Annotated in this window: 15 protein-coding genes; 11 read left to right on the top strand and 4 right to left on the bottom strand. The window is 45.4% G+C overall.

The window, feature by feature from the left end; all coding sequences use genetic code 11:
- Positions 1-49 precede the first annotated feature (49 nt).
- Genes EPX21_RS18655 through EPX21_RS18645 form a run of 3 tightly spaced genes read left to right on the top strand, consistent with a single transcriptional unit; the run spans position 50 to position 2,839 of the window.
- Positions 50-1,423 (top strand): sensor histidine kinase, encoded by a 1,374-nt coding sequence (locus EPX21_RS18655; RefSeq protein ID WP_134091184.1) that lies wholly within the window; start codon positions 50-52, stop codon positions 1,421-1,423.
- A complete protein-coding gene (locus tag EPX21_RS18650; RefSeq protein ID WP_134091183.1) occupies positions 1,420-1,803 on the top strand; it encodes a response regulator in 384 nt (127 codons plus the stop codon). The genes EPX21_RS18655 and EPX21_RS18650 overlap by 4 nt, the downstream gene beginning before the upstream one ends.
- On the top strand, positions 1,796-2,839 hold the full coding sequence (locus EPX21_RS18645) for an adenylate/guanylate cyclase domain-containing response regulator (protein ID WP_134091182.1): 1,044 nt from the start codon (positions 1,796-1,798) through the stop codon (positions 2,837-2,839). Before EPX21_RS18650 ends, EPX21_RS18645 begins: the two co-directional genes overlap by 8 nt.
- A 10-nt stretch (positions 2,840-2,849) precedes the next feature.
- Here EPX21_RS18645 and EPX21_RS18640 read toward each other — a convergent pair whose 3' ends face one another.
- Together EPX21_RS18640 and EPX21_RS18635 are read right to left on the bottom strand one after the other, a co-directional pair.
- The gene (locus tag EPX21_RS18640; RefSeq protein ID WP_134091181.1) at positions 2,850-3,719 is read right to left on the bottom strand and encodes a YitT family protein; all 870 of its coding nucleotides are present in this window, start codon (positions 3,717-3,719) and stop codon (positions 2,850-2,852) included.
- A gap of 2 nt (positions 3,720-3,721) precedes the next feature.
- A complete protein-coding gene (locus EPX21_RS18635) occupies positions 3,722-4,303 on the bottom strand; it encodes an HD domain-containing protein (protein ID WP_134091180.1) in 582 nt (193 codons plus the stop codon).
- Between the two features lie 373 nt (positions 4,304-4,676).
- Here EPX21_RS18635 and EPX21_RS18630 point away from each other — a divergent pair, with 373 nt between their 5' ends.
- The 8 genes from EPX21_RS18630 (at position 4,677) to EPX21_RS18595 (ending at position 18,656) form a co-directional block, all read left to right on the top strand.
- Positions 4,677-5,324, top strand: coding sequence for a DUF6266 family protein (locus EPX21_RS18630; protein WP_134091179.1), 648 nt, complete (start codon positions 4,677-4,679; stop codon positions 5,322-5,324).
- A 10-nt stretch (positions 5,325-5,334) separates the two neighbouring features.
- A complete protein-coding gene (locus EPX21_RS18625) occupies positions 5,335-5,889 on the top strand; it encodes a DUF6266 family protein (RefSeq protein ID WP_134091178.1) in 555 nt (184 codons plus the stop codon).
- A 131-nt stretch (positions 5,890-6,020) separates the two neighbouring features.
- Complete coding sequence (locus EPX21_RS18620; RefSeq protein ID WP_134091177.1) at positions 6,021-6,623, top strand: RNA polymerase sigma factor; 603 nt, start codon at positions 6,021-6,023, stop codon at positions 6,621-6,623.
- 204 nt (positions 6,624-6,827) lie between these two features.
- Complete coding sequence (locus EPX21_RS18615; RefSeq protein WP_134091176.1) at positions 6,828-7,895, top strand: FecR family protein; 1,068 nt, start codon at positions 6,828-6,830, stop codon at positions 7,893-7,895.
- Between the two features lie 24 nt (positions 7,896-7,919).
- Positions 7,920-11,087 (top strand): TonB-dependent receptor, encoded by a 3,168-nt coding sequence (locus tag EPX21_RS18610; RefSeq protein WP_134091175.1) that lies wholly within the window; start codon positions 7,920-7,922, stop codon positions 11,085-11,087.
- 50 nt (positions 11,088-11,137) lie between these two features.
- The gene (locus EPX21_RS18605) at positions 11,138-13,651 is read left to right on the top strand and encodes a phosphocholine-specific phospholipase C (protein WP_134091174.1); all 2,514 of its coding nucleotides are present in this window, start codon (positions 11,138-11,140) and stop codon (positions 13,649-13,651) included.
- Positions 13,652-14,452: 801 nt separating this feature from the next.
- A complete protein-coding gene (locus tag EPX21_RS18600; RefSeq protein ID WP_134091173.1) occupies positions 14,453-15,448 on the top strand; it encodes a glycoside hydrolase family 43 protein in 996 nt (331 codons plus the stop codon).
- Positions 15,449-15,467: 19 nt separating this feature from the next.
- Positions 15,468-18,656: a glycoside hydrolase family 2 TIM barrel-domain containing protein gene (locus EPX21_RS18595; protein WP_240768730.1), complete on the top strand. Its 3,189-nt coding sequence runs from the start codon at positions 15,468-15,470 to the stop codon at positions 18,654-18,656.
- A 28-nt stretch (positions 18,657-18,684) separates the two neighbouring features.
- On the opposite strand, the gene EPX21_RS18590 is transcribed toward EPX21_RS18595, so the two are convergent.
- Both EPX21_RS18590 and EPX21_RS18585 read right to left on the bottom strand, forming a co-directional pair.
- Positions 18,685-19,995: a TolC family protein gene (locus tag EPX21_RS18590; protein WP_134091172.1), complete on the bottom strand. Its 1,311-nt coding sequence runs from the start codon at positions 19,993-19,995 to the stop codon at positions 18,685-18,687.
- Positions 19,996-20,022: 27 nt separating this feature from the next.
- Entirely contained in the window at positions 20,023-23,127 is a 3,105-nt protein-coding gene (locus EPX21_RS18585) for an efflux RND transporter permease subunit (RefSeq protein WP_134091171.1), read from the bottom strand.
- Between the last annotated feature and the right edge of the window lie 4 nt (positions 23,128-23,131).

The raw sequence follows: 23,131 nt of genomic DNA, 5'->3' as shown, positions 1-23,131 counted from the left end.
TTCGTGTTTATATTAACTAGCAATTATTTGCAGGCTAAACCTCCATTTTATGTCATTAGAGCCCATATTTGCACTGCTTTTGATCACTTTTCTCAAAAAAAGGGTCGACTATCGAGAAGTAAGCTACAGTTTGGCAAAGTATCTTCAGATCGGCTTTTACGCCAGTATCGCGGCTATTATACTTGATATCCTTTCCAGTGCTTATTCCATTGAGTTATTGATACAATTATCCTTCTTTGCTTTATTAGCGGCCGTTTATATAAGGCCCGAATTGCAAATTGGAAGAAGTACGGTCTATGCTATGCTACCCTATGCTGTTCTGTCTTTTATCACGTCTTTTATGCGCGAATTCTTCCCTTCGGTTTACGAAGAAAATGACGATTTTTTTGATAGTGCCCTGTTGTTCGGTATTCTATGGTATGTAGGCATGTGGCTGGTCAACAGAAATCAGCGGAAAGCCTTGGAAAAGGAGCGGGCTAGGCGCGAAGCGGAAGAGGCACAGAATCGTATTATGGCGGAGCTGAAAGTCAATCTGGAACAAGAGGTAGCACAGCGTACTGCGGAATTGGTTAAGCAAAAAGAAGAGCTGCAAACAGCCTTAGATGAACTAAAAAATACGCAGGCGCAACTTATTCAATCTGAAAAAATGGCTTCTTTAGGCGAGCTCACGGCAGGTATTGCACATGAAATCCAAAATCCGCTAAACTTTGTTAACAATTTTTCGGAGGTGAGTATCGAATTGTTGGAAGAGCTGAAAGAAGGGCCTCTGAAAGCGCTTGAGGGAGACAACCAAAAAGAAGCCGATGAGCTTATTGCAGACCTCACGCAGAACTTGGATAAAATCGGTTTTCATGGAAAACGAGCGGATGGCATCGTAAAAAGCATGCTTCAACATTCCAGGAGTAGCAGCGGGAAAAAAGAGCAAGTGGACATCAATGCCTTGGCCGACGAATATGTCAGATTAAGCTATCACGGGTTGAGAGCGAAGGATAAATCATTTAACGCCAACATTGAAACGCAATTCGCGGAAAACTTGCCGCCGGTGGAAGTCGTTCCTCAAGATTTCGGACGGGTATTACTCAATCTTTTTAATAACGCGTTTTATTCCGTCAACGAGAAAAAAAAGCAGCTCGGCGAGGCTTTTGTGCCGAAAGTGACGATCTCTACGGCGCAGCTTATGGAAGACAACGGTGAGGGACCTATTCGGATTATCGTCTTTGATAACGGCTTAGGGATACCCAATGCGGCTTTGGAAAAAATATACCAACCCTTTTTTACCACAAAGCCGACCGGACAAGGTACGGGCTTGGGATTATCTATGAGCTACGATATCATTACTAAAGCGCATAGAGGAGAATTAAAAGTAGAAACGGTAGAGGGCGAATATGCTAAATTTACCATTACCATACCTGTTAAACCATGAAAGTGCTTGTTGTTGATGACGAAATAGATATCCAACCTTTATTCAGACAGCGATTTCGCAAAGAAATCAAAACGGGTGAAGTGATGTTTGAATTCGCCTCTTCAGGCGAAGAGGCCGTTCAATATCTTCACCGCGACGGTTCGCAGGTAATTCTTATTTTATCTGACATTAATATGCCCGGGATGAGTGGCTTAGAGCTCCTTTCCCATATTCGGCAGGAACACGGCGGGACGCCTCCTTTTGTGATGATGATCACTGCTTATGGAGATGAGGAGAATTATCGCCAATCTATACAGTTAGGTGCAGACGATTTTTTGACAAAACCGCTCGATTTCAACTTGTTAAAAGAAAAATTAAAAAATCTTGAAAAGCATGGCTAAGATATTAGTTGTTGATGACGAAGCAGACCTTGAGCTTTTGATAAGACAGAAATTCAGAAGGAAAATCCGGGAACAGGTTTACACTTTTGTTTTTGCTAAAGACGGACTGGAAGCGCTCGAATTGTTAAAGGCCGAAGATGATATCGATATAATCTTAAGCGACATTAATATGTCGGGCATGGATGGCTTGACCTTGCTTACAAAGCTTCCGGAAGCTAATCCGGCGATTAAGGCGGTGATGGTATCGGCATATGGAGATATGGAAAACATCCGCACGGCGATGAATCGAGGCGCTTTTGACTTCGTCTGTAAGCCGGTGAATTTTGAGGATCTCGATGTCACTATCGAGAAAACGCTCGGTCATGTGGAGCAAATCAAGAACACCTTAAAAGCAATCAAAGAAAACAATATTCTCAAGATGTATGTCGACGAGAATGTACTGAATTTTATGACACGTCAGGAGTTTGAAAAAAGCCTGTTAATCAACGAAACGATTGATGCTACGATCGTTTTTATCGATATATGTGGATTTACTGCAATCACCGAAACGGTTGCGGCAGACGGTGTCGTAAAAATGATTAACGATCTGTTCGATATTATCGTAAAAGAGGTTATCAGTTACAGTGGACATGTGGACAAGTTTATGGGCGATGCCGTCATGGCTGTATTTAAAGGTGCTTATCACCTCGACCGAGCGATTGACGCAGCATTGGCCACCAAAGAGAAGATAGCGGCTATTGATTCCATTCGATCGGGCGATCACAGTTTTAAGCCTCAGGTGTCCATAGGAATAAATACCGGAGAGGTCATTTCCGGAAATATCGGATCGGCTTCCCTCAAACGATTGGACTATACGGTTATCGGCGATGCCGTCAATTTAGCGCAGCGGTTACAATCGGCAGCCAAGGCAGGGCAAATTATCGTTGCAGAGCATGTTTATGAACAGGCCAAACAATCCTTCGGTTTCTCCGCGCTCGGCACGGTAAGCTTGAAGAACAAAGCAAATCCGGTGAATATTTACGAGGTGATTGCTTAGCGGCAGACTGTTAATGTTCGCCAGCCCGTCTTTTTAGGATTCCACCGGCAGCTTCCTTAATGGTATGCGTATAGACGAATGCCTGCGGATCAACTTCATGCACCATATTCTTTAATCGCCGTACTTCAAAACGCGTTACTACGGTGAAGACAATGTCAACCGGATGACTGACGTCAAAGCTCTCTTTCAAGAAACCGCGCTCGCCTTTGTACACGGTGATTCCCTTGCCCATGTCTTTCACGAGCCTCTCCTTAATGTGCTCGCTATGGCTCGATATGATATTAACCGCTGTGTATTCTTCAAGGCCTTCGACGACAAAAGTGATCGTTCGTGAGGCGGTATAGTATGTTAAAATGGAATATAAAGCGGTTGGTAGACCGAGATGTACGGCAGCAATTAAGAAGATAATGATGTTGATGCCCAAAATAATTTCACTGATCGTAAAGCTACTTCGTTTAAGCGTATAAAGAGCCAGCACTTCAATGCCATCCAGCGCGCAACCTCCCCGCATGGACAACCCCACGCCTATTCCCATAAAAACGCCCCCAAAAATGGAAACGAGCAGTTTATCAGAGGTAATGATAGGGTAGGGCACATATAGCAAGCAAACACCCAATAGTATGACACAAGCGAGCGTTTTCAGCGCAAATTTATGGCTTACCTGAAAGGCGCCCATAATGATAAGTGGAAGATTGGCTAATACAATGACATAGGCAATGTTTACGTGATATAGCTCGTGTATCAACAGGGAAATACCGGTTATACCACCGTCAAAAAACTGATTGGGAACTAAAAAGCCTTTTAAGGCAAAACCACAGAATAAAATACCGGCTATTACATAAACAATGTCACGGATTACAGCTATCGACTTTGAGTTCATAGTTAGGGATACAAAAAGCTTTTTGTTTTTAGTAAATTCTTTTCTTTTATTTCGTTACGGAGTTCTCTCGCGGTACGGGTGAAATACTGATGTTCGCTCAAGAAATCCAGTTGTAAAACCAAGTATTCTTTGTGGGAAGTGATCGTTCCCAAGTGGGTCATTTCTTGATATAGCCTTTCGCTGATATCGAAAAAGTCTTCACGGCCCAAGTAATCTAAATCGGCATCGCAAATAATCTGCTCTAAATAATTTTTAGGTTGTTGCGGTGTTTTTGTTGCCATAATTAAGCTGCAAACCTGGTCAATCTGCTGTTCATTATAAAGATAATGAGGAAGCTGCGTGCGAGCTATCTCACAGGAATGCGCTTCATGATTGTCCGCCGAAACCAGGAAACCTGTGTCGTGAAAAAGAGCAGCCGTAGTTAAGATCGTCGATTCGTTTTCACCAATGTGTTCCTGTCGGCCGATATGCTCTGCTGCATGCATGACATCCTTCGTGTGTGCTGCATTATGGTAGGTGAAAACAGGCGATAGTTCGCGCTTTAACTTATCTAAAAGGAAGGTCGTAACCCGTTCAAGTTGCATGTCGATCTTAATACAAAAGCTAAGATATTAAAATTTCTCAAAATGATCGGTAGCGCATAGGGTAGTGTAGATGAAGACTAAAAATAACCTTATGCCTAAGTTCGGCATAAAATGTATAAAAACTTACTAGAAAAATAGGAAGGATTATAGATAGATCTTCACATTAGCCGTAAATGTGTCGTAAAATTACCGTAAATCAGCCGTATATTTTACGGTAGATTTACGGTAAAAAAACGATGAATTTACGGTAAAGTTGTTCTTTTACTAGATATCTTTGTTAGTTTTAACCTTTTTTTTTATATATTTAGAAGTATAAATGGTCTTGTGATGGAATAAATGTTGGCTTAGGTCTTTTTTTTTGAAAAACTAAATTATGGGAACTTATAAAAATGGAATAAACGGTCCCTTTCGGGGTAAAACAGGTAGCATTATCGGTAGTTCTTGGAAAGATGTCGACTATATCAAAGGTTTTCCGAGAAGATACAAGAATAAAGGTAAGCCCAGTGAAGAGCAAATGTTACATCATAAGAAATTCAAGTTGCTCAATGAGTTTTTCATGCCTCTTTCCCAATTGTTGAAGATAGGTTTCGGGAATTATTTAAGTAGCGCTACTGCTCGAAACGTCGCCTTTCAACAGAATTTTGATCACGCTTTCCAGATGGATGAAAATAATGAACCGAAGTTAAACTACCCAGCCATCCAGTTTAGCAAGGGAACCTTATTTACCGCCGGGGCCGAACAATTGGAACTGCTGGACGATAATCAACTGAAGGTGAGTTGGAATCCTAAAACCTATGGACTGAGCGGGGCCTTGGATGATCAGGTGCACATCCTGTATTATGCAGAAAGTTGGAAGAGCATGGACGGCCCCGATCATCCTCCATTACGTTATCAAGGGGAGGTGCAATTTACACACAGTGCAGCGGCAGGCGAATTGATTCACCTTTGGTTGTTTCTGAGCGACAGCGAAAGAAAACGCGTGTCGCGTACGGTTTATTTATCTATCACCAATAATCGCTAGTAGAATCTTTATGGAATTTTTCTTTGACGCCCATAAGCCTAAAAAAGAGAAGGAACCTTATGGAAAACTCGCCAGTCAGCAAAAAATGCGCTTAGCCATGGCTTTTTTGAATCCCTTAAGGCCTGTTATTAATGAAGGGTGGAGCCAATATAGTGATGGTAAGAAGAGTAAAGCGTTCGGACAGGCGCTGAAGAAGGCGATTCAGGAGGGCATTGAGGGTGCTTATCCTGATCAAATGCTCGTTCCGGGAAATATTATGATCAGTATGGGTACTTTACCCTTGCCTGCTATAGCCGATGTTGTTCGGTCGCCCGGTACATTGGAAGTCTTATTTACGAATGATCCACACCCGATGGCGAAAGACAGCGATGAGCTGGTATTAATTGTAATCAGTCCTGAACTCGGCATCGGTGCCAAGAATGATCAGGTTTGGTATCGTAAGGACGGCCGTATTGAAGTAGAGCTGCCGGTTCAATTTGAAGAAGGATCCTTTCATGCCTACCTTTACTGCCATAACAAAAAGAAAAGTAATTATTCCAAAAGTTATTACCTCGGTTTTTTTTAAGACCGTTGCTTTTTCGTCAAAGTGGAGGGCGGGGGCCGCGGTGTACCATTGAGTTAATGATTTAATAATATTGATATAAAGCTAGCTTTTAATTTTCTGGATAATTTTGGCGCTGTTAATTCGATCGTACAATGATGACAGCGGCCAGTTTTTTTTCAGACACCGACGGCAAAACCAAACCCGCCATTGATGACTTGCAGGCCTTTAACGAATGCTATTATAAGTACCATCACCTCGTTTATGCCAATATCTTAAAAATCGTTAAGCAGCCCGCCTACGCGGAAGATCTTTTACAAGATGTCTTCGTGTCGCTTTGGGAAAGCAGAAACAAGCTCAGTGATAAATCAATCGCCGGATGGTTATTCGTTGTCAGTCATAACAAGGCCATGGACTGCCTAAAACGGAGCCTGAAATTGTCCGTAGAATACGTAGACGACTACAGCCTCTTCGAAGACCTCGCTTTGGAAGAAGAGCAGGATGAGGCGGCTTATCTTTCACAGGTCATGATGATGAAAGAAGCCGTAAATGCACTGCCAAAGCGGAAGAAAGAAGTGTTTAGGCTTTGTCGCTTTGAAGGTAAATCGAAAGAAGAGGTAGCTTTCCTATTGGGTATATCGCCCGGTTCGGTTGCTGATTATCTTAAACAGTCTAACAAAGCAATACGGGATTATATCTTAACCCATTATCCTTATAGTATATCCGGTGGCTTGTTGTGTGCCATTGTGTTCACTTGAATATTAATCCGGTTGGTCTGACCTAATGAAAAAGCCACCAGTCGTTTACCTGAACCATATACTTGAATGCATTTCGCTGATCAATGCTTATGTACAAAACATGGATGAGGACGCATGATCGAAAACCTTTAGCTAACAAAACCTTCACGATTATTTAACAGCTAAAATCATCCCCTTTTTCAAGTATTCCAGTTTTTATATAAAATGGAATACCTGCAGCAGTTGATCGACAAATTTTGGAAGGGGGAAGCTTCTCACAAGGAAAGAAAGTTCCTTTTAAGGGAGCTTGAACAAAGGGAAAACGAGTTCAGCCATTTTCTTTGGGAAGATTATAATAGCGGTCGGCCACCAGAACCCGCAGAACGATTAAGTAGCGATCGCAATGCATTCCTATTGGAGAAAATACATGAACAAATCAACCCAAGTGCGCAAAAGCCAAGAGTTAGCAGGATGTATCGATGGCGCTTAGCTGGGATGGCAGCGGCTGTTGTCCTCCTCTTCACCGTTGGGGTAATAGCTATTCATAAGGAACTACAACCAACCGCCCCTTCAACGGCATCGCTCATGCTGCCCCAACCCATAATAAAGGAAAATGCAAGCGATAAACCACTCCTCGTTATGCTGCCCGACGGTTCTGAGGTTCGATTAGAACCCCAAGCCTCGCTTGCTTATACTGCTGATTTCGGAAGAACGCAACGACGGATTTCCTTGATTGGAGAGGCCTTTTTCGAGGTCAAAAAGAAAGCGGAATGCCCTTTCACGGTAGTGGCCAAAGGCTATAGCGTCACCGCATTGGGTACTGCTTTTACCGTAAACACCTCAAAGGAGGGGGAAATGCAGGTCAAATTATTGTCGGGTAAAGTGCTTGTACGGGCGGAAGACAAAAGTATAGGCGGCTTCCCGGAGCAACGCTTAAAGCCTGGGGACGAGTTACGCATCGATCTGCAGGAAGGAAGTGCCGACCTCCTTGTAGCCGATAAGCTGCGGTCGAACGCCGACCAAGCTGAGCCGCCGCGAGCAGCCAAGAACCTCGTCTTGCATTTTGACGAAACGCCTTTAACGACCGTTTTAGCGCAGCTTGGAAGTGCTTATCCCGTCAAATTTATCTACGAGGCAGAGGCCTTGATGCAAAAGACCTTTACCGGACGCCTAACACTTAACGGCAGTCGCGAAATAGCCTCGCTGGATTCCGTTCTCACACAACTATGCCAGCGGAATGGTCTGACATATACCATGAAAAAGGATCAGGTTGTAATCAGTAAAAAAGAATAAAACAACAAATAATCAAATAACCAAATGAGTAAGTATTTATCTATTTTTCTAGCATCGCTCTTGATATGTTTAACAACATTTAACCGATCGATGGCACAGGCGACCCACGCCAGTATGCTTGGTGTTGTTACAGATGGTAGTAACAGACCGGTGGAAGGGGCCTCGGTCTACATTCGCAACGAGTCGACGGGATTTGCCACCAGTACGTCAACAAATGATAACGGGGAGTATCTGTTCAAGCAGCTGCCCTTAGGAAAGCCTTATACCGTACGCGTTAAACACTTAAATTTTGGGGAAGTCGTACAACAAGGCTATGCCTTGAATCAGGGCGATCAACTGCGTTTAAATTTCACCTTGAAGGAATCCACGATCAATATCGATGCGGTAGAAATAACGGCTACAGCAAACAGTATGAAAAACACCATCCGCAATCTGGGAGCTTCCACTGCGGTTACCTCGCGCGATTTGGAGCGCTTGCCGGTAAACGGACGGAACTTCACATCGTTGATTGATCTTTCTCCTTTAAGTTCAGGTAGCAACCTTTCCGGACAGATAGGCAGCTCCACCAACTATTCAATAGATGGTATGACTTCCCGCGGCCCACTATCGGGCGGTACTACCAACCGCGGTCCCTATTCTGTTTCCATGGAAGCAATCCGCGAATTTGAAATTGCGACGAACCAATACGATGTCACTTATGGACGCGCGGGCGGGGGAACCATCAGTACGGTGACCAAGTCGGGCACAAACACCTTTACCGGAAGTGTATTTGGTTATGGACGTACCGACTGGTTGGCCAGTCCTTATGACATCCGCGGAAATCGGATCGACCAAGATTATTCTACCTACCAATATGGTTTTTCACTGGGCGGCCCTATTGTAAAGGATAAAGCGCATTTCTTCGTAACGCTCGATAGACAGGCGGATTCGCGTCCTTTCTATATTGCCGACATCCGTACGCCGGAAGATGAGGCACGATTCAATATTACCCAACCGACACTCGACCAGTTTCTGGACATCGCAAGAAGTAGGTATGGCGTGGCGGGGTCACAGCAAACAGGTGCATTTGACCGGAAAAGGCCCACTACTACTTTGTTTGCCCGTATTGATTGGCAGCTAAATGAAAAGAACCTCTTGACGGTGCGGAATAATTACGTGCGGGATATGAACAACCAGGGGGTGGGCGACAACAGCGCGATCAACCTATATGAGGTGTATGGTTCGCATCTGTCGACGGATAACAGTTTAATGGCTTCGCTTCGTACTTCGCTAAACGCCCGTACAACAAACGAATTGAAGTTACAATATTTATATACGTTGGACGATGGTAGGCCTAGCAGCCAACTGCCCGCTCAAAATATTCCCCGTGCCATTGTGCAACAGGTGGAATCCACTATAGATGGGAATCCAGTTAATACGACTATTCAGCTTGGGGGACAACGCTATCTGCCGGAGGTGTTTAAAAACCATGTATTCCAGTTGGTAGACAACGTTTATTTTACCAAAGGTAATATCAACTATACTTTCGGTACCGATTTGATGTTCACGAAGTTGAGTTCACTGGCCACCAGTGAAATGAACGGCCGTTTTTACTTCAGCGGCCTCGAGAATTTTGAGGCAATGAGACCTTACCGCTATGCAAGAGAAGTGGCTTTGGTAGACGACGCTACGGTAAACCAAAGTGTACTAAATGGGGCTTTATATGCACAGGCACAATCAAATATTGGAACCGGTTTGGATCTGAGCGTCGGTCTGCGTGCGGATTACACCTATTATTTTGATCACCCAGTGTTTAACCAAGCCGTCTATAATGCCTTAAGTCTACGCACCGACAATGGCGTTTCTACCTTTCAACTCCAACCACGCTTTCAATTAACCTGGGATATCGGCGAAAGGCAAACCGATATTTTCCGCATCGGTGGCGGTATATTCGGTTCTAACCTGAATAATTATTCCATGGTAAATAATATGCTGAATGATGGTACGAAAGTAGCGTCTGTAGATATTTCCGGCGCCTTGGTGCCAACGCCGGATTTCACGGGCTACCGGGTTAATCCACAAACGGCGCCTGGTCGGGAATTGTTTGATCTGCCCGGCGTGGAAAGGGTTAGTACCATCAACATGAACAGTGAAGATATTAAAGTGCCGACCTTATATAAAGCGAATTTATCTTACACCCGCTTTATTTCCGATCGCTTCCGCGTTGGCGCAACTTTTCTCATGTCCTTTGCACGTAATAACTATATGTATATAGACCGCAACATGGTGGACGAACCCTATTTCCGCTTGGCCAACGAAGGCAATAGAGGCGTCTTTGTACCGGCTACCGGAATCGATCCAACAAATGGAGCAGCCGATTGGACGACGGGGAGAAAGAGTACCGATGTCAGCCGTGTATTGGAACTGGTGAGCGACGGTAAAATCAATCAATATGCCTTCGTAATAGATGGTGCCGCGCGTTATTATAAAGATGGTGAAATCTCTGCCAGCTATACTTGGAATGACACAAAAGATAACACCTCTTATAATGGTAATGTAGCGAATACGGCTACCTTGGACCTGATGGTGGCAGATGATCCTCGTTATTTAGGCAGAATGGCCTATTCCAACAATCACTTCCGTCACAAGGTGGTGGTATATGGTACTCTACCAAGCTTTTATGGTATCAGCATCGGTGTCCGGTATTCGGGCATCGGTGGACAACGTTATTCTGTCGCCGTCAATGGAAATGTTAATGGCGACTTTGTAAGCAGTAACGACCTGGCTTTCATTTTCGATCCCAACGACCTAAGTAATCCCGAGAACATCCGAAATGGGATCCAATCTATCTTGAACAATCCGGATGCCGACCAGCGGTTTAAGGATTATTTGGGAAGCCATTTAGGTCAACTGGCTGAGCGCAATGGGGTAGCCAATGGTTTTTATGGTGTTTGGGATATAAGAGCAAGCAAGAAGTTTAATTTATTCGGTAGTCATAATCTGGAAGTTTCGGCGGACATCTTCAACGTTGCTAACTTATTGAATAAAGATTGGGGCGTTAATAAATCACTTGGTAAACAGAACTTGCTGACCATCCGTGGTTTTGACCCTGAATCGAATAGCTATATCTATCAAGTCAATCCCAACGCAGGTGTATCCACTTTGTCGGGCAACCCGTATCAAATGCAATTGGGCTTACGGTATAGTTTTTAAGGACTTTAAATACCCATCAATTGACAAAAAACAGAGTAAACTCATTTAATATGCATAATTCACGAAGAGATTTTCTGAAAAAAGCGGCGCTCCTATCGGGAACTGCCGCTTTAACTCATGTGATGCCTCCTGCCATCCAAAAAGCGTTGGCAATTAATCCAGCAAAGGGTAGCACCTTCTACGATGCGGAACATATTGTTTTCTTAATGCAGGAGAATAGATCGTTTGACCATTTATATGGTACATTAAGAGGCGTGCGGGGCTTTAATGACCCACGGGCCATTCAACTAGCGAATAAAAACAGGGTTTGGTTGCAGTCAAACCCTGACGGGAAAACCTATGTGCCCTTTCGCCTGAATACCAAGGAAACAAAAGTGCCGTGGATGGGCTCCACCCCGCATGGATGGGCCGACCAGACAGACGCGCGTAACAAGGGTAAATACGATCGCTGGCTGGAAGTAAAAAAGCCTTACAATAAAGAATATGCTGACCTACCGCTCACGCTAGGATATTGCGATCGATCGGATTTTCCTTTCTATTATTCGCTGGCCGATGCTTTCACGGTATGTGACCAGCATTTTTGTTCGAGCATCACCGGAACACACCCCAATCGTTGGTATTGGATGACAGGGACGGTGCGTGAACGGAATGAGGTGGATGCAAAAGCGCATGTATGGAATATAAGCAATTACAATAAGCCGGAGCTGAACTGGAAAACCTATCCGGAGCGTTTAGAAGAGCATGGCGTGTCCTGGCGTATTTACCAGAACGAGCTGACCATGGGTTTTGGACTAAAGGGCGAGGAAAGTGCCTGGTTGAGCAACTTTGGGACCAATGTGATGGAGTATTTTCAGGCTTATAACGTGCGCTTACATCCAAGTAGCATAGCGAATTTGCAGGAACGGAAAAAGCTGATGATGGAAGAGATTGCCCGTTTGGAAAGAGCAGAGGCCTCGGCGGAAAACCAACAACGGCTGGCCGCAGCCAAAAAGGTGTTGCGTGCGGTCGAGGCGGATCAATTGCAGTATCGGGAGGAAGCGTACCGAAATCTGTCGGATACCGAAAAGGCCTTGAATAGTAAGGCTTTTACCGTCAATAGCGGAGATCCTGATTTTCACGAGTTGACCTCCTTAAATTATACTGATAACGGAACGGAACGGGAATTGCGCATTCCCAAAGGAGATGTACTGCATCAATTCCGGGAGGATGTGAAGAACGGTACCTTACCAACCGTTTCCTGGTTGATGACACCCGCCAATTTTTCCGATCACCCAGGTCGTCCCTGGTTCGGCTCCTGGTACGTCAACGAGGTCATGGAAATTCTTTTGGAAAATCCGGAAGTATGGAAAAAAACCATCTTTATCATGACCTATGATGAAAATGATGGCTTTTTCGATCACGTGCCACCCTATGCCGTGCCGAACCCTTATGAAGCGAACCGGGGCAAGGTTTCAGCGAACATCGACGGGCGGATGGACTTTGCAACGAGGGATCAGCAAACGAACCCTTCGGCTATGGAGGATCGGATTCGGGAGAGTTCGGTTGGTTTAGGCTATCGTGTGCCTCTGGTTATTGCCTCTCCGTGGACGCGGGGCGGCTTTGTCAATTCGGAGCTGTTTGATCATACCTCGTCGCTGCAATTTCTGGAACACTTTATTGCTAAGAAATATAACAAGCAGGTTCGGGAAGAAAATATTACAAACTGGCGTCGTGCCATCTGTGGCGATTTGACCTCCGTTTTCCGTCCGTATAATGGGGAGCAAATCGAGCGTCCGCAGTTTCTGGACAAAGGAGCCTTTTTGGAAGATATTCATAAGGCGCAGTTTAAAGAGATTCCGAATAATTTCAAAGCGTTTAACAAACAGGAGATCGAACAGATTAATAAGGCGCCCAATCAATCGCCTTATTTTCCGAAGCAGGAGAAGGGCACTAAACCGGCCTGTCCTTTGCCCTATGAGCTGTCTGTAAATGGAAGCTACGATGCGACGAAACGGCAATATGCAATTCGTTTTGCGGCTGACCAAACGGCCTTTGGTGAACAAGCAGCAGGCGCGCCTTTTCTCGTTTATGCAATGGAACCATATGAAAACGAAGTGTTGCGCATTTGGGAATACGCCGTCACAGCGGGCGATGCACTCGAAGATCAATGGGAACTGCCGTCCTTTGAGCGTGGTCAATACCATTTAAGGGTATATGCACCGAACGGTTTCTATCGCGAGTTCGTCGGAAATGATGAGCATCCCGGTATAGCCGTAAGCTGCGGTTATGAGCAGCAGGGTAGGCAAGCGGGACTAACCGGAAATGTCGTGGTTAAACTGATGAATAACAGCGAAACGCCAAGGACGGTTTCTATAGCGGATAATAGCTATAAAAGGAAGGCTGTGACTCGTGTTGTGCCAGCAGGCGATAGCGTTGACGTCGTGATGGATCTAAAAGACAGTCATCAATGGTATGATTTTACTGTTCAGCTAGCAGATGATGCCTCCTGGTCCGAGCGTTTTGCCGGGCATGTTGAAACCGGTGAAATTTCGAAGACAGATCCTTTAATGGGCGGAGAAGTATAGTTATTAGTTGCCGGTTGTCAGTTGCCAGTTCTCAGTTGCCGGTTGCCAGTTGTCAGTTGCCGGTTGCACTGGCCTGGGGCTAATGCTTATTGCTTACCGCTTATAGCTTAAAACTTAAAGTTTACAACTGATTGTTGGTTGCGAGCGATAAAATAGTAGCAGTAGCAATGGCGGTTGCAGTAGTACTGGCTTGCTCAGTAGCTATAGCCTAATGCTTATTGCTTACCGCATATAGCTTACCTAGTTAATTGCTGCTATATATTGGTTAAATTCCGGGTATTCTTAAGGAACGAGATGTTTATTTTTGTTATTAGTTGTTGGTTGCCAGTTGTCAGTTGCGAGTTGTTGGTAGCCGGTTGCACTGGCCTGGGGCTAATGCTTATTGCTTACCGCATATAGCTTATAACTTAAAGTTTACAACTGATTATTGGTTGCGAGCGATAAAATAGTAGCAGTAGTAGTGGCAGTTGCAGTAGTACTGGCTTGCTCAGTGGCTATAGCCTAATGCTTATTGCTTACCGCATATAGCTTATAACTTAAAGCTTACAACTGATTATCGGTTGCGAGCGATAAAATAGTAGCAGTAGCAGTTGCCGTAGTACTGGCTTGCTCAGTAGCTATAGCCTAATGCTTATTGCTTACCGCATATAGCTTAAAACTCATTCTGGGTCAAGGGAAGTCGAATTTCTCCCCTGTTTTCTACGAATTTGCAACCCGCGAGCCTGCAGGAGTTTCGCTTTCTTGCAAGCAAGTAATTCGGATACATAAAAGAAATAGTTCAGGCAAAAAAACAGTTTAACAATGAAAAAACAATACTACCGATATCAGCTCACCGCGCTGTTCGTGCTGTTAATAAGCGGCGTTTTGAGGTCTTTCGGACAGGAGGGTAAGGTCATTACGTCGGGAGCCATTTGGCCGGATACAGATGGGCAACACATCAATGCGCATGGCGGGGGGATATTATTCCACGAAGGCACTTATTACTGGTATGGAGAAAAGCGGGGGGATAAGACTTCCTCCGGCGGGGTGGCCGTCTATTCATCCACTAATTTGTACGACTGGAAAAATGAGGGGATTGCGCTATCTCCATCTAATGATCCTGAAAGCGACATCACCCTTGGATGCATTATGGAGCGGCCTAAGGTAATTTACAATTCAAAGACCGATAAGTATGTGATGTGGTTTCACCTCGAGCTTAAAGGGCAGGGCTATGCTGCCGCCCGTGCCGGTGTTGCAGTAAGCGAGAAGCCTACCGGGCCGTTCCGGTTCGTCAGCAGTTTCAGGCCCAATGGGAATATGTCCAGAGACATGAACCTCTATGTAGACGACGACGGTAGTGCATATCATATTTATTCGTCGGACGAAAACATGGACCTCCGTATTGTGAAATTATCCGACGACTTCCTGTCGGCCACCACCGATGACACTTTTTTGTTCAGGAGGCAGCGGGAAGCACCGGCTTTATTCAAGTACAAGAATAAATATTACCTGATTACGAGCGGTTGTACCGGTTGGGCGCCAAACCAAGCTTCGATACACGTAGCCGATCAGATCAGGGGACCGTACACCCTGCTGGGCGATCCGATGCGCGGTCCCGATGCAGAGAAAACCTTCGGTGGACAGTCGACCTATGTGTTGCCCGTTCAGGGAAAGAAAGACGCCTTTATTTTCATGGCCGACATATGGAGACCCAAAAACTTGCAGGATAGCCGATATATCTGGCTGCCTGTGCGCCTGGATGCAGAAGTGCCTTACATCGAATGGATGGATGAGTGGGAGTTAAACTGGTTCAAATAATAAATGTACACGTGAATAGATGAATAATACCTTCTTCAAACGAGTTTTAGTCGCTTTTGCCATTGGAGGTCTGCCTTCCGCACAGGCAGTTGCACAGTCGAGCCCGGTTTTCAATACCGGCAGCCAAGGCACTGCAGTAGATACCACGCTTATGTCTGATCGTTTTCCCTGGAACAATGAGAAGATTACCGAGGAGAACAGACTGCCCATGCATGCCGATTATTTCGTGTATGCAAATGAACGGGAGGCGGAAGCAAACAAGTGGGCGGAGTCGGCCAATTACTTGAGTCTGAACGGAGCGTGGAAATTCAAATGGTCGGAAAAGCCGGCAGCACTTCCTGCGGATTTTATGAAGGAAGATTTTGTGGATGCCAACTGGCAAAACTTTTCTGTTCCTGCCAATTGGGAAATGAATGGTTATGGCTACCGCATGTATTCCAGCGCCGGCTTTGAATTTACGCACCTGTTGAGGCCAAACCCTCCCTATACGCCGATGGATGTAAATCCGACCGCTATATATCGACGAGAAGTTGAATTACCGGCCAACTGGGACGGGAAACAGATTATCCTGCACATCGGTGCAGCAAAATCTAATCTTTCAGTATGGATCAATGGCAGCTATGTGGGCTATGGAGAGGATAGTAAACTGTCCTCGGAATTTGATGCAACACCTTTTCTGCGGCCAGGAAAGAACCTCATCGTGCTGAAAATTATGCGTTGGTGCGATGCCGTTTATCTGGAAGACCAGGACATGTGGCGTTTGAGCGGAATCACCCGCGACTGCTATCTCTTGGCGCGTCATCCTGAGCATATAGCGGACATCGAACTGAAGCCCAGTTTCAATGCTGCATTTGACCACGGCGATCTGGCTGTCAAGCTATTATTAAACAAGAAGCCAGTAAGGGCATTGAAGGCAAGGGTACAGCTGCAAAGGGGCGGCGAAACGCTTAGTCGGGCAGACTTAGATCTTTCCGACAGTGTAGGTGACGGCACAATCCAGTTGAAAAAACCACTGCTTTGGAGCGCTGAGACGCCAAACCTGTATGATGTACTCGTGACGCTTTATGACGCTCAAGGAAACCTTGTAGAAATGATTCCCCAGCGCATAGGCTTTCGGGATATACAGATTAAAAACGGTCAGCTGCTGGTAAACGGCCAGCCTATTTTAATCAAAGGTGTAAACCGGCACGAGTTTAATATGAACACCGGTACGGTGGTGACTAAGGCCGATATGCTTCGGGATATTCAATTGATGAAGCAATACAATTTCAATGCGGTTCGGACCAGCCATTATCCCAACGATCCTTATTGGCTGGAGCTATGCGATCAGTATGGGCTTTATGTCGTTGATGAAGCTAATATCGAGTCGCACGGTATGGGTTATGATATCAATCGGACAATGGCCAACCGACCGACGTGGCTGCAGGCCCATTTGGAGCGTGTGAAGCGCATGATCGAACGCGATAAGAACCATGCCTCGGTGATTATGTGGAGTATGGGCAATGAGGCGGGTAATGGCTACAACTTTTATTCTTGTTACCTGTGGATGAAAGAGCGCGACTCCAGTAGGCCGGTACACTATGAGCGAGCGGTTAGCGATTATGGTAAACTGGAGTGGGAGTTTGATTCGGATATTATTTGTCCGATGTATCCCAGTCCGGACAGACTGGCGCAATACGTCAAAAGTAATCCCAAGCCAAGCAGACCGCTCATTATGTGTGAATACGCTCATGGCATGGGAAATTCGCTGGGCAATTTCAGTGATTATTGGCAACTGATACGCGAAAATCAGCATGCCCTGCAAGGCGGATTTATCTGGGATTTTGTAGATCAGACATTTGTGCGGGTTGATGAAAAAGGGGATACGACCTTCACTTATGGAGGCGACTATGAGCCTGAAGGGGTGAAGAACGATGGTAATTTTTCGGCTAACGGCATGTTTACAGTGAGCCGGAATCCGAATCCGCATGTATGGGAAGTGAAGAAGGTGCAACAGGATATCCACGCGTCGTGGCGGGGTAACAATACTATTGAGCTTTTTAATGAGCGGTTTTTTGCCGATCTGTCGAACATCGAAATGCAGTGGCAGCTGTTGGTGAACGGCGAAATCGTTCAGCAGGGGAATTTAAGCGATGTGAACGTAGCGCCGCAGCAGAAAAGGACGTTTTCCATTCCGCTGAAGCAGCCCGAAAAAGGGGAGAAGTTTTTGAACCTTCAATTTTTATTAAAAGCGCCCGAGCCGCTTGTAGCGAAAGGGCATCTAATCGCTTCGGAGCAGCTGGCTTTAGGCGGCGCCTTTGCGAAGCAAACCGAAGTATTGGCGAAAGGCAACCTTTCTAAAGAGGAAGACGCAGCAAGCCACTATCTCAAGTCCTCAACCCTGCGTGTACGGTGGGATAAACAGGACGGCCTTATCAAGGTATTCCGCTATAAGGGGGCCGACCTCTTGGATACGGCGTATGGGTTAAAACCCGACTTCTGGCGAGCCATGAACGATAACGACTATGGTGCGCATTTGCAAAGGCAGCTGAAAGCTTGGAAATATGCAAGTGCGGAGCCGAGGTTAACCGACTTTTCCATCGAAGTGAAAGAGAACCTTGCTTATATTGAAGCCCATTATGCGCTGGACTCGGTGTTTGCCGAACTGGCATTGACTTATGTCCTGAATGGCGCGGGCGAGATGAAAGTAAAGCAGCGACTGGAGGTGGATACGGCTCAAAAGGTGAGCGTTTTGCCTCGATTCGGTATGACTTGGATCATGCCTAAAGGTTTTGACGACGTGTTATACTATGGGCGAGGCCCCTTCGAGAATTACGCGGACAGGAAGGCCGCCGCATATGTAGGACTTTATAAGCAAAGTGTGGAAGCACAATATTATCCCTATGTACGGCCGCAGGAAAACGGTAACAAGACAGATATCCGCTATTTCCAGATCTTGGACAGGAAAAAGAAAGGCTTGGAAATCCGTTCAGACTCTTTGTTGAGTATGAGTGCGCTGCATTATTTAGATGGTGATCTGGATGATGGCGACAGGAAACATCAAAGGCATGCTACGGACATCGCTCCGCGTCCGTTGACTCAACTGCATATAGATTGGAAGCAGATGGGGGTAGGCGGAATCAATACCTGGGGCGCCTGGCCATTACCAAAATACCAGTTGCCCTACGCACATTACGAGTATGAATTTGTAGTACGGCCGTTGGATTAAGACGCAATATTTCTTTTTTGCGAAAAGGTTAAAGATCCGACTGTGTAATTTTTCCGGTTAAATAGTGGTAGGTGGCCTGTTGCATGTAAAAAGCGCCGAGGGCTTTAATCTGTTCGCTTTCAGCTTCTTGTTTTTGCGCTTGGGCATCCAAAAGATCGGTTATGTTTGCGAGTCCGCTTTCATAGTTGTCGCGGGTAACCTTTAAGTTTTCCGTAGCCTGGTTAAAATTCTCTTTGGCGTAGGCGATTTCCTTTTGTGCATCTTCCAGTGTGTACCAAGCTTGTAATAAGCCCACTTTTATTTGCTGCTCGCCATGTTCGAACCGATTAGCTGCAATTTTCTCTGCAACGGCACGTTGATTCATCTTTTGTTTACCGCTTCCCCACCACGAGGAGATCGGTATATTAATGGTTCCAAAGGCCATGGGGACGAACATGCTTCCCAAGTTGTTGCTGATAACGCCCGCTTGGCCTGCGCTCATCCCTACGGAAACAGTAGGAAGCATATCCGCTTTTGCCATACGTGTTTGCAGCTGCTCTGCCGTTAACGATTTTTCCAGTAGCTGGTAGTCCTTATTCCCCGTCAAATCCAGCGTCGGTGCGGTATCTTGAATCGGTGGCATATGGGCCGTATCCAGTCCATCAGCGGCCACCAAAGTAGTATCATAAGGTATCCCTAGAAAAAAGCAAAAGTCGAGGAGTGCTACTTTCCTTCCATTGTTCAGTTTACTTTTGTTCAGCAACAATTTACTATGCTGTACCTTAACTTTCAATAAGTCATTACGTGCAATAAAACCAGCAGCCAATAGGTCTTCCTGCATTTTTAGAATACCATTCAGGTATTGCTCATTCGCCGTTAAGGTTTTAACCTGTTCTTGAAGATTAACCAGGTTCCAGTATTTTTGTTCCGTTTGTAAAAGTACGGAGTCGACCGACTGTTTTGCACGGATTTTGTTGATTTCCACTTCCAGTGAGGCCAGTTCATTAGCTGTTCGGATTTTAGAACCCGCATAAAGTACTTCCGTCGCGGTAGCACCTGCAAAATAAAAGTTGTCGATTCCCTCCTCTAATATGGGCGGAATTGCGCCGACGAAGTCTTTGAAATTATACAATCCGATAGCCGTGGCACTTACCGATGGATAATAGTTCGCGGCGGCACTTTTCTTTCCTGCTTCAGCTGATTGGATACCCAGTTGGCTGTTTTTGATTTGCTTACTGTATTCCAAAGCCGCTTTTTTACTTTCGGCGAGCGTGATGGTCCGTTGTTCTTGTGCCAGCAATGTCTTCGAAAAAACACAAAACAGAAAAAAGTTAATCCAGTTAATCCAAGATACTTTCATGAAATTATCAATTTCGTTAAACCTTTTTTAAGCGTCTTCTTTATTTAGTGATACCTCTTGATCTTGTTTTCGGAACATCAGCCAATACAACACCGGTAGCACGAAGAGCGTTAACAACATCGACACCATTAGTCCGAAGCAGATAACCGTTCCCAGCGGGCCCCACAGCGTAGAGCGGCTCATAATCATTGGGATGACACCTACTGCAGCTGCAGAGGAAGTCAGGAATATCGGCCTCATTCTTCTCTCAGCGGCAGCTATTGCAGCTTCTTTTACGGATAAATGCTCGTGGTTTCTGATTTCATCTGCAAAATCAATTAGAATAATACCATTTCTCACGACAATTCCACATAGGGCCAACAGGCCGATGAAAGAGGTAAAGCCGAAGGGATAGCTCATCAAGTGTAAACCTAAGGCGGCTCCGAACAAACTCAAAGGCATGGTAGTAATGCTGATCAGCGCATGTTTAAGGCTCTTGAAATGCCAGATCAGGATGAGGGTAAGTACCACTATACTCAACAGTAGCGACAGCCCCATCGGTCCCATATTCTCGTCCTGTAACTGTTTATCTCCTCCATATTCGATGTAAAGCCCTTCCGGTAAATTTAATTCTTCAATCGTAGGCCTAATGTTTTGTAAGACGTTTGCCGCTACGGCCTCTTTTTCTATATCCACCCTAACGGTTAAGGTTCTTATCCCATTGCGCCGTACAATTTGACCTTCATGCCAGCTAGGGGTGATGTCAGCCACTTGTCGTAGCGGGACATTTGCTCCGGTAACAGGCGAAACGACGGTTAGCCCCTGGAGGTCGGATACCGATAGGCTCTGATGCTTGTTTTCCATGACCTTTACATCCAGCGGATATTTGCCATCCCATACCTGGGTTGCGGTCAGACCTTCTGTATTCATGGCGATGGCATTGGCGACGTCCGTTTTGCTTAAACCCAATCTGGAAGCTTCATCTTTTTTTAACTTGATGGTCATGCCTTCCAGCAACTCCTGGTAGTCGGTACGCACCCAAATGACCTGCTCCGTTTGTTTGGCGATTTTAGCGATCTGCTGTCCGACAGTCTTCAACTTAGCAATATCATTACCTGCTATACGTACCTCGATAGGCGCCTGGGCGTCCGACATGACTAGCTGTTTCATACGGACATAAGCCTGTGGAAAACGATCGCTGTATTTTTTCTGATACTCCGACAATACTTCCTCCGTTGTTTCTTCCGTAGTGGTATTGACTAAGATTTGGGCGTAATTTTTAGTGGGTAAGTTGGGTGCATAGAGCGTATGGAAGCGCGGCGAACTGGCACCAATAAAACTGGTATAGTTAGTTATCCGCTCATCTTTGGTCATGATGGCCTCCATTTCTTTCACGACCTCGGCTGTCTGTTCCAGGCGATAGCCATTCGGCAAATAGATTTCTATGGCAAACTGATTCCGCTCGACTTTCGGAAAGAGCTGTTGAGGCAATGATGCCATGAAGAAAACGCCGATGACAACCGATAGGACACCGAAAAGAATAGTCAGTTTCCAATGGCTTATTGCGTTGCCGATATGGTTGTTGAAGAACAATTGAAGCCTATCGAGCATAGAGGCTTTATCTGAATTCTTTTTGGCTTTCTCCTCATGTAAACCACGTCTAATAAACAAGGTGTTAAAATAAGGCACCAGCAACATGGATATAATGAGCGACAAAGTGAGCGCAATAATGATTGTGATCGGGAAATCCCCTACAAAGTCGGAAGCGATCCCTTCCATAAAGAATATTAAAGGCGTAAAAGTCGCAGAAATGGCCAGTGTTGCCGTAAAGACGGAAGGGAACAATTCCTTCGCACTGCTGGATGCCGCCTCCCATAGACTGAATTTATGGTCTAGCTTTTCTATATGATTATCAATCACCACAATTGGGTCGTCTACGACGATCCCCAATACAATTACCAAAGCGGCCAGCGTGACCGTATTCAACTCAATGCCGGATAAATACATAATGGCTAAGGTTGCGGAAATGGTTATTGGAATGGTTGCGGCGGCAACCGAAGCCACGCGGAAAGGCAGGAGCAGAATGGTAACCAAGATAACACCGATCAACGCATAGCCAAATTCTTTCATGAAATGGTTAATTGATTCTCCCACCACCTCCGGTTGATCAGCTAGCTTGGTCACTACAATGTCTGAAGGCAACTGGCTTATGATGCGCTCCAAGCGCTCGTCTACCTCCTTCCCAAAGTGAACAATGTTTTTCCCACTGGTCATCTCCATGGATATGATGATACTTTTTGTTCCGTTGGTCGTTACATAGGAATCTGGATCGCCGTATTCTTTTCGGATGGTTGCTACATCGCCTAAACGAACAGTATTTCCTTGGTTATCGCTTTTTATAATCTGTTTAGCCAGGTCGTTTTCCGTACGAAAGAAAGTAGACAGGTAAATAGGCCGATCAATAACCTTCCCCTCCAAATTTCCGGCGGGATTGATGGCTCCTTCCTGTTGCAGCACCTGCATAATGCTACCTACCGAAAGCCCGTAATGAGCGAGTTTATTGTGGTCGACATAGACGCCAATCTGTTCAGAAAGATCACCGGTGTGACTTATTTTAGAAACCTCTTTGATTCTTCGCAGTTCATCTTCAATTTCTTCTACATGTTTCAGTAGGTCGTGATAGGGGCGCGACTTGGATTCCACAGATAACAGCATGGCCGAAGTGCTTCCGAAATCACTATTAACCATAATGCCTTTCACTTCTTTTGGCAAACCGGCCTGCAAAATGAGTACACCGTTTTTCAGCTTATTCCAAAATGCCTTGGTATCACTGTCTTTCACCTTTCCGCTAACTTCCACAAAGATGTACATCATTCCGTCCCTTGAATAGGAATAAGTTTTACTTTTATCCACTTCACTGAAGTTGAAGAGGTATTCCTCTACTTTAGTGGTAAGTTGTTCTTCCACCTGTTGGGCATTAGCTCCGGGATAAAATCCTATTAATACACCTTGACGAACGGTAAACTCTGGAAATTCATTCCGAGGCATATTGAAAAGCGCATAAAAGCCGAATACTACCAGCACAAAAGCCACCGACAAAGGCACGATTTTGTGATGCATAGCCCAATCTATTAAATTCTTGTTATGCTTCATGTGA

Source organism: Olivibacter sp. XZL3 (assembly GCF_004368405.1).
GTDB lineage: Bacteria > Bacteroidota > Bacteroidia > Sphingobacteriales > Sphingobacteriaceae > Olivibacter.
Note: the sequence above shows the minus strand (reverse complement) of the source record. Positions and strands in the feature narration are given on the sequence as shown.

Bases quoted from the DNA above. Each gene is read 5' to 3' on its own strand.
- EPX21_RS18655 (WP_134091184.1), top strand. From the start codon at position 50: ATGTCATTAGAGCCCATATTTGCACTGCTTTTGATCACTTTTCTCAAA.
- EPX21_RS18650 (WP_134091183.1), top strand. From the start codon at position 1,420: ATGAAAGTGCTTGTTGTTGATGACGAAATAGATATCCAACCTTTATTC.
- EPX21_RS18645 (WP_134091182.1), top strand. From the start codon at position 1,796: ATGGCTAAGATATTAGTTGTTGATGACGAAGCAGACCTTGAGCTTTTG.
- EPX21_RS18640 (WP_134091181.1), bottom strand. From the start codon at position 3,719: ATGAACTCAAAGTCGATAGCTGTAATCCGTGACATTGTTTATGTAATA.
- EPX21_RS18635 (WP_134091180.1), bottom strand. From the start codon at position 4,303: ATGCAACTTGAACGGGTTACGACCTTCCTTTTAGATAAGTTAAAGCGC.
- EPX21_RS18630 (WP_134091179.1), top strand. From the start codon at position 4,677: ATGGGAACTTATAAAAATGGAATAAACGGTCCCTTTCGGGGTAAAACA.
- EPX21_RS18625 (WP_134091178.1), top strand. From the start codon at position 5,335: ATGGAATTTTTCTTTGACGCCCATAAGCCTAAAAAAGAGAAGGAACCT.
- EPX21_RS18620 (WP_134091177.1), top strand. From the start codon at position 6,021: ATGATGACAGCGGCCAGTTTTTTTTCAGACACCGACGGCAAAACCAAA.
- EPX21_RS18615 (WP_134091176.1), top strand. From the start codon at position 6,828: ATGGAATACCTGCAGCAGTTGATCGACAAATTTTGGAAGGGGGAAGCT.
- EPX21_RS18610 (WP_134091175.1), top strand. From the start codon at position 7,920: ATGAGTAAGTATTTATCTATTTTTCTAGCATCGCTCTTGATATGTTTA.
- EPX21_RS18605 (WP_134091174.1), top strand. From the start codon at position 11,138: ATGCATAATTCACGAAGAGATTTTCTGAAAAAAGCGGCGCTCCTATCG.
- EPX21_RS18600 (WP_134091173.1), top strand. From the start codon at position 14,453: ATGAAAAAACAATACTACCGATATCAGCTCACCGCGCTGTTCGTGCTG.
- EPX21_RS18595 (WP_240768730.1), top strand. From the start codon at position 15,468: ATGAATAATACCTTCTTCAAACGAGTTTTAGTCGCTTTTGCCATTGGA.
- EPX21_RS18590 (WP_134091172.1), bottom strand. From the start codon at position 19,995: ATGAAAGTATCTTGGATTAACTGGATTAACTTTTTTCTGTTTTGTGTT.
- EPX21_RS18585 (WP_134091171.1), bottom strand. From the start codon at position 23,127: ATGAAGCATAACAAGAATTTAATAGATTGGGCTATGCATCACAAAATC.